The following is a 7,198-nucleotide window of genomic DNA, read 5'->3' as shown; positions in this document are numbered from 1 at the left end:
TGGTACACCCCCGCGCACCCCCCCCCCCCCCCCTCCCCGTTGTGGGGGGGCTTGGGCCCCCCTGCGGCCCCCAAACCGGCCCAACCCCCCCCCACACAACACTCGACCCGGGACACACCGAAGGGAGCCTCGATGGCCGAGGACCAGCAGGACACGACGCAGGACCAGCACACGCCGCTGCACGACGAGCACGTCGCGCTGGGCGCCAGCCTCACCGGGTTCGGCGGATGGCTGATGCCGCTGCGGTACACCTCCGACCTCGCGGAGCACCGCGCGGTGCGGGAGGCGGCGGGACTGTTCGACCTGTCGCACATGGGGGAGATCCACCTCGAGGGCCCGGGCTCCGGCGCGGCGCTCGACGCCGCCCTCGTGGGCAACGCGAGCGCGATCGGCGTCGGCCGGGCGCGCTACTCGATGATCTGCGCCGAGGACGGTTCCGTGCTCGACGACCTCATCGTGTACCGCCTGGCGGACGAGCACTTCCTCGTCGTCGCGAACGCCGGCAACGCGCCGCGCGTCGCGGCGGAGCTGGTGACGCGGGCCTCCGGGTTCGACACGACCGTCACCGACCGGTCGGCCGAGACGGCGCTGGTTGCCGTGCAGGGCCCGCGGGCGGAGGAGATCGTCGCCTCTCTCACGATCGCGGACGACGTCGACACGGTCCGCACCATGAAGTACTACGCCTCCGCGTCCGCCACCGTGGCGGGGATCGCGGTGCTCGTCGCCCGCACCGGATACACGGGGGAGGACGGCTTCGAGCTGTTCGTGCCCGCCGGGCAGGCTGTCGAGCTGTGGCGCGCGCTGCTCGCGGCGGGGGAGGGGCAGGGCCTGGTCCCGGCCGGCCTCTCCGCGCGCGACTCCCTGCGCCTCGAGGCCGGCATGCCGCTGTACGGGCACGAGCTCGACGAGACCACCACGCCGTACGAGGCGGGCCTCGGCCGCGTCGTGAAGCTCGACAAGAAGGGCGCGGACGGCGAGCCGCTGCCGTTCGTCGGCCGCGCCGCGCTCGCCGCGCGCGCACAGAGCGAGCCCGCCCGCGTCCTCGTCGGCCTGCGCGGCGAGGGCCGTCGCCCGGCCCGTGCCGGGTACGACGTCGTGCAGCGCGGCCTCGACGGGGCCGTGGGTGCCGTCGTCGGCCACGTGACGTCGGGCGCGCCGTCGCCCACGCTCGGCTACCCCGTCGCGATGGCGTACGTGACACCCGAGGTGTCCGCCGAGGGGACGGAGCTCGCCGTCGACGTCCGCGGCCGTGCCGAGCCGTTCGTCGTCGTCCGGCTGCCGTTCTACAAGCGCTCGTAGGACGATCGTCCTCGTCCACGGGCCCCACAAGCGCTCGTAGGACGATCGTCCTCGTCCACGGGCCCCACAAGCGCTCGTAGGACGATCGTCCTCGTCCACGGGCCCCACAAGCGCTCGTAGGACGATCGTCCTCGTCCGCAGCCCTACGAGCACCGCCATCCCGACCCCCCACGCTGAAGACCCCCGAAGGAGCACTCCCATGGCCGACTTCCCGCAGAACCTCCGGTACTCCGCCGAGCACGAGTGGGTGGACGACGCGTCCCCCGCCACGGTCGGCGTCACGTCCGTCGCCGCCGACGCGCTGGGCGACGTCGTCTACCTCGAGCTGCCAGAGGTGGGCGCGACGATCGAGGCGGGCTCCGTCGTCGGCGAGATCGAGTCCACCAAGTCGGTCTCCGAGCTGTACTCGCCCGTGAGCGGCACGGTGGTGGAGGTCAACCAGTCCGCGGTGGACGACCCGGCCGTGGTGAACGCCGACCCGTTCGGCGAGGGCTGGCTCTTCAAGGTCGACGTGACCGACCGCGGGGCCCTGCTGACGGCCGACGAGTATGCCGCCCAGGCGGGCTAAGGCTTTCCCAGATCTCGTGACCGAATCGTGATATTCGGGTCCGAAATGGGTTGATTGCCTGGGATAACCGCGCTGACCTGCGGCAACACGGCCGGCCGCGCCCCGTCGGAGGGCGCGGCCGGCCGTCGTCGTCGTCCGGCGGCAACTACCCGCAGAAAACCCGCGTCATGACAGGCGTGCCTTCCCTTCCTTATCCATGACGGCTTCCCCTGGTCGACCTTCGGTCGGCGGCCGTCGAGGAGGAAGAACGATGAGCACGATCGAACTCACGGGCCCGGTGACGAACCGTCTGCTGACGCGTCGCGAGCGGGTTGTCCTGTCCAACCTGTCCGAGGACGTCACCCTCGAGCAGATCGCGACCAAGCTGTTCGTCACCCGGAACACGGTGAAGTCGCAGGTTCGCAGCGTGTACCGCAAGATCGGCGTCTCCAGCCGGGCCGAGGCCGTCGCATGGGCGCGACAGGCTGGGCTCGGCTCCGGGCTCGGCGCGAGCTGAGGCGAAGTGGTGCGGGCCCCGCTCGACGACAGGGGAGGTCGTCGGTGCGGGGCTCTCGCACGTCCGGGGCCGGATGAAAGACTCGGGTCATGACTGCACGCCGCCTCGTGGTCGCCGCCGCGATCGTCGACGACCTCGACCGCCCCGCCCGCCTGCTCGCGGCGCGGCGGAGCCGGCCGGCGCACCTGGTGGGGCGGTGGGAGTTCCCGGGCGGCAAGGTCGACCCGGGGGAGACACCCGTCGAGGCGCTGCACCGCGAGCTGCGGGAAGAGCTCGGCGTGCGCGTGGAGCTCGGTCACGAGGTGACCGGTCCCGACGACGGCGGCTGGTTCATCACCGAGCGCCACGTGATGCGCCTGTGGTTCGCCGTCGTCACCGACGGCGACCCCGCACCCCTCGTGGAGCACGACGAGCTGCGCTGGCTGTGTCACGACGACCTGCTCGGCGTCGACTGGCTCGACGGCGACGTGCCGATCGTGCACGCGCTGGCCGGCACGCTCCAGGGGGCGGACGTCAGCCGGTAGGCGGGCCGGGGGTCGGGCGCGAGGCGATCCCGTGGGACCACGCGTCCACCTCGCGGCGGCTGCGCAGCCGCACGACCCGCACGTGCGGCGCCTCGACGGCGAGGCGCATGTCCAGCCCGCGCAGCTTGTGCCGGGTGCGCCAGGCCCACCGCAGGATGTGGTCCTCGTCGGTGAACAGGGTCCGCAGGGGCGGCTCGAGGTTCCCGTTCCACAGCTCGACGCGCCGGAGTCGCCGGCGCAGCGTGCGCCCCACGACCTGCCGCATGACGACGCGCACGGGCCGGTCGAGCCACACGAGCAGCTCCGCGCGCTCCAGGAGCAGCGGCTTGGCGACGGCGTACTGCCACTCGCTCACCCAGGCGTCCTGAGCGACGATCGCGCGGACGTCGTCCTCGAACTCCGGCCGAGGGATCCAGGCGGGCCCGTGGTGCAGGCTGTCGAGCTCGGTGTACGGCAGGTCGAGCGCGGCGGTCAGGCGCCCGGCGAGCGTCGTCTTGCCCGCGCCCGACGTACCGGCGATGAGGATGCGCCGCGGGGTCGCCGGCGGGGGAGGGGAGTCGTCGCGGGGCACGCGCAGAGACTACGGCGCGTCCGTCGTCGGGATGAAGAAGTTTGCCGTGCCGCTAGTACGGTAGCGAGAAAAGTGCCGACGTCGCGAAGGGGCGGAGCCGTGGACCGCGAGGCATCGTTGCAGCGGAGGCTCGGGAAGCCCACGGAGGTGCGGGGATGACGGCACGACCCACGACCGGCGGCATGCGGCGCCCGCGACAGAGCCCACGACAGAGCCCACGACCGGGCCCACGACCGAGCGTGGACGGCGCGGGCTTCGAGCTGCGCACGGACCTGCTCAGCCGGGTGGCGCACGCCCACGACGCGTCGCACTACCTGCTGCGCCCGGAGGCGGTGGCGCGCGCGCACGACCTCGACGGCGTGGTCGCGGCGATGCGGGAGGCGAGCCGGCGCGGGCTGCCGGTGACGTTCCGCTCGGGCGGCACGAGCCTGTCGGGGCAGGCGTCGGGCGCGGGGATGCTCATCGACACGCGCACTCGGTTCACGCGCGTGGAGGTGCTGGACGGCGGCGAGCGGGTGCGCTGCCAGCCGGGCGCGACGCTGCGGCTGGTGAACGGGCACCTCGCCCGGCACGGCCGGCGCCTCGGGCCGGACCCGGCGAGCGAGATCGCGTGCACGGTCGGGGGAGTGGTCGCCAACAACTCGTCGGGGATGTCGTCGGGCACCACCCGCACGGCGTACCGCACGGTCGAGTCGATGACGGCGGTGCTGGCGAGCGGCACGGTCGTGGACACGGGCGCCCATGACGCCGACGCGCGGCTCGCTGCCCTGGAGCCCGACCTGCACCGAGGCCTCGCGGAGCTGCGCGACCGGGTGCGCGGCAGCGCGACGATGCGTGCGGAGGTCCAGCGGCAGTTCGCGATGAAGAACACCATGGGCTACTCGGTGAACGCGCTGCTCGACCACGACGACCCGGTGCGGATCCTCGAGCACCTCATGATCGGCTCGGAGGGCACGCTCGGCTGGGTCGCGGACGTCACGTTCCGCACCGTGCCGCTGCTGACGAGGGTCGCGACGACGCTGCTCGTCTTCGACTCCCTGGAGCGGGCCACGGACGCCCTGGTGCCGCTCGGCGCGTCCGGGCCGGAGGCGATCGAGCTCATGGACGCGGCGTCCCTGCGTGTCGCGGCGGCGGACCCGAAGGCCGACCCGTCGATGCGGGCGCTCGCCCGCGGCGCGGGCATCACCGGCCAGACGGCGCTGCTCGTGGAGTACCGCGCCGCCACCGACGACGGCCTCGCGCCCCTGCAGGACGCCGCCCGCGCCGTCGTCGACGGGCTCACGCTCGAGCTGCCGGCCGCCCTCACGAGCGACCCCGCCACCCGCGAGCGCCTGTGGCGCGTGCGCAAGGGCCTGTACACGGCGGTCGCGGGCGCGCGGCCGGCCGGGGCGACGGCGCTGCTGGAGGACGTCGTCGTCCCCGTCCCCGACCTGACCGCGACGGTCCGCGACCTGGGCGGGCTGTTCGCCCGCCACGGGTACGACGACGCGGTCACCTTCGGGCACGCGAAGGACGGCAACCTGCACTTCATGATCACGCCGCGGCTCGGCGACGCCGCCGAGCTGGACCGGTACGCGGCCTTCAGCGACGACCTCGTCGACCTGGTCCTCGGCCACGGCGGCTCCCTCAAGGCGGAGCACGGCACGGGCCGCATCATGGCGCCGTTCGTGCGCCGCCAGTACGGCGACGACCTGTACGCCGTGATGCGCGAGATCAAGCGCCTGTTCGACCCGCGCGGCGTGCTCAACCCGGGCGTGATCATCACGGACGACCCGTCCGAGCACCTGCGCGACCTCAAGGTGGAGGCGTCGGCCGGCGGGGAGGACGCCGCCCTCGTGGACCGCTGTGTGGAGTGCGGCTACTGCGAGCCGGGCTGCCCGTCGCGCACCGTCACGACGACGCCCCGCCAACGCATCGCCCTCCTCAAGGAGCTGGCCGTGGCACCGCCGGAGGAGCGGGCGGAGCTGCAGCGCGCCTACGAGTACTGGGGTGTGCAGACCTGCGCGGCGGACTCGATGTGCGTCGAGGCGTGCCCGGTCGGCATCGACACGGGCGTCGTCATGAAGGGGCACCGCGCGCGGTCCAACCCGGCCCTCGTGCAGCAGGGCGGCGAGGCGCTCGCGGGCAGCTGGGGTCCGGTGGTGGACGTGCTGCGCGGCGCGCTGGGCGTGGTGCAGAAGGTGCCCACCCCGGTGGTGCGGGCGGCGTCGGAGGTGGCGCGCGGCATCGTCGGGACGGACGTCGTGCCGAGGGTCGACGCCGACTTGCCCGGCCCCGGCCCCCAGCGCGAGGAGGACTTCCTGGCGGCCGCGGACGGTGGCGCGCCGCGCGCGGTGCTGTTCGCGTCCTGCATGGGGGAGCTGTTCGCGCCCGCGGATGGCGGGCTTCCCGGCGGCGGGGGCGCGGTGGGCGCCGAGGCCGCGTTCCGCGCGCTGTGCGAGCGGGCGGGGATCGGGCTCGCCGTCCCGGAGGGAATCGGCGGGCTGTGCTGCGGCACGCCGTGGGTGAGCAAGGGCCTACCCGACGGCGCGGCGCGGATGGCGCGGCAGGTGCTGGACGCCCTGTGGACGGCGACGCGCGGCGGCGAGCTGCCCGTCGTGTGCGACGCGTCGAGCTGCACGCACGGGCTGGTCGAGACGCCGCACCACCTGGCCGGAGAGGATGCCGAGCGGTTCGCGCGGCTGCGCATCGTCGACGCCGTGACGTTCGTGCGCACCGACGTGCTGCCGGCGCTCGCGGAGCGCGGGGTCGAGATCGCGACGCAGGACAGCGTCGTCGTGCACCCGACCTGCGCCACCGTGCACCTGGGCGCGGTGGACGACCTGCGCGCCGTCGCGGCCGCCGTCGCCGACGAGGCGGTCGTGCCCGCCGCGTGGGGGTGCTGCGGGTTCGCGGGCGACCGCGGGATGCTGCACCCCGAGCTCACGGCGGCCGCCACGCACGCCGAGGCGACCGAGGTGCTCGCCGGCGGCCGGGCGGACGCGTACGTGTCCAACAACCGCACGTGCGAGATGGGGATGACGCGCGCCACCGGCCGTGACTACGTCCATGTCCTGGAGCTGCTGGAGGCGGCGACGCGGTCCGCGGCAGGATGACGAGGGTGAAGAAGTTCATCCTCTTCGACCACGACGGCGTGCTGGTGGACACCGAGCCCTGGTACTACCGGGCCGGCGAGCGGGCCCTCGCGGACGTCGGCTTCACGCAGGACCGGGACCGGTACCTGCGCGACATGGCCGCCGGCAACGCCACCTGGGCCCAGGCGCGGGCGGCGGGCGTCGACGAGGCGACCATCGACCGCGCACGCGAGGCGCGCAACGCCTACTACCAGGAGTACGTGCGCACCGAGCCCATCGAGATCGACGGCGTCGCCGAGGTCCTCGACGAGCTGTCTCGGCACGTGCGCATGGCCGTCGTGACGACGGCGCGGCGGGCCGACTTCGACCTGATCCACGAGCATCGCGACCTCCTGCGGCACATGGAGTTCGTCCTCGTCCGCGAGGACTACACCCGCGCCAAGCCGCATCCGGAGCCCTACCTCACCGGCCTGGCGCGGTTCGGCGCCACCAGGGAGGAGACGCTGGTCGTGGAGGACTCCGCCCGCGGCCTGCGCTCCGCCGTCGCCGCCGGCATCGACTGCGCCGTCGTCCACCACGACTTCACGCAGGCGCAGGACTTCACGGGCGCCAGCCACCGCATCGCCACCCTGGCCGAGCTGACGGACCTGGTCGCCGCGGCCTGAC

The 7,198-nt window shown here is 73.9% G+C and carries 7 protein-coding genes; 6 read left to right on the top strand and 1 reads right to left on the bottom strand.

What is annotated here, in order from left to right; translation table 11 throughout:
* The first annotated feature begins 132 nt into the window (after positions 1-132).
* The 4 genes from gcvT to ACFWDO_RS09900 all read left to right on the top strand — a co-directional run bounded on the left by gcvT (position 133) and on the right by ACFWDO_RS09900 (position 2,887).
* The gene (gcvT, locus tag ACFWDO_RS09915; protein WP_380327135.1) at positions 133-1,299 is read left to right on the top strand and encodes a glycine cleavage system aminomethyltransferase GcvT; all 1,167 of its coding nucleotides are present in this window, start codon (positions 133-135) and stop codon (positions 1,297-1,299) included.
* Between the two features lie 199 nt (positions 1,300-1,498).
* Positions 1,499-1,867 carry a glycine cleavage system protein GcvH gene (gene gcvH / locus ACFWDO_RS09910; RefSeq protein WP_380327138.1) on the top strand — a complete coding sequence of 123 codons (369 nt, stop codon included), beginning with the start codon at positions 1,499-1,501 and terminating at the stop codon, positions 1,865-1,867.
* A 250-nt stretch (positions 1,868-2,117) separates the two neighbouring features.
* A complete protein-coding gene (locus tag ACFWDO_RS09905; RefSeq protein ID WP_380324554.1) occupies positions 2,118-2,363 on the top strand; it encodes a LuxR C-terminal-related transcriptional regulator in 246 nt (81 codons plus the stop codon).
* An 89-nt stretch (positions 2,364-2,452) separates the two neighbouring features.
* Complete coding sequence (locus ACFWDO_RS09900) at positions 2,453-2,887, top strand: (deoxy)nucleoside triphosphate pyrophosphohydrolase (protein WP_380324551.1); 435 nt, start codon at positions 2,453-2,455, stop codon at positions 2,885-2,887.
* On the opposite strand, the gene ACFWDO_RS09895 is transcribed toward ACFWDO_RS09900, so the two are convergent.
* A complete protein-coding gene (locus ACFWDO_RS09895) occupies positions 2,877-3,458 on the bottom strand; it encodes an AAA family ATPase (RefSeq protein WP_380324548.1) in 582 nt (193 codons plus the stop codon). The genes ACFWDO_RS09900 and ACFWDO_RS09895 overlap by 11 nt on opposite strands.
* A gap of 239 nt (positions 3,459-3,697) precedes the next feature.
* On the opposite strand from ACFWDO_RS09895, the gene ACFWDO_RS09890 reads away from it, so the two are divergent.
* Complete coding sequence (locus ACFWDO_RS09890; protein ID WP_380324545.1) at positions 3,698-6,553, top strand: FAD-binding and (Fe-S)-binding domain-containing protein; 2,856 nt, start codon at positions 3,698-3,700, stop codon at positions 6,551-6,553.
* Between the two features lie 5 nt (positions 6,554-6,558).
* A complete protein-coding gene (locus ACFWDO_RS09885) occupies positions 6,559-7,197 on the top strand; it encodes an HAD family hydrolase (RefSeq protein WP_380324542.1) in 639 nt (212 codons plus the stop codon).
* Position 7,198: the final 1 nt, after the last annotated feature.

This window comes from Isoptericola sp. NPDC060185 (assembly GCF_042728595.1).
GTDB lineage: Bacteria > Actinomycetota > Actinomycetes > Actinomycetales > Cellulomonadaceae > Isoptericola.
This window is presented reverse-complemented; position numbering and strand designations above follow the sequence as displayed.

Coding starts and splice junctions, on each gene's coding strand:
- gcvH (WP_380327138.1), top strand. CDS start 1,499: ATGGCCGACTTCCCGCAGAACCTCCGGTACTCCGCCGAGCACGAGTGG.
- gcvT (WP_380327135.1), top strand. CDS start 133: ATGGCCGAGGACCAGCAGGACACGACGCAGGACCAGCACACGCCGCTG.
- ACFWDO_RS09900 (WP_380324551.1), top strand. CDS start 2,453: ATGACTGCACGCCGCCTCGTGGTCGCCGCCGCGATCGTCGACGACCTC.
- ACFWDO_RS09905 (WP_380324554.1), top strand. CDS start 2,118: ATGAGCACGATCGAACTCACGGGCCCGGTGACGAACCGTCTGCTGACG.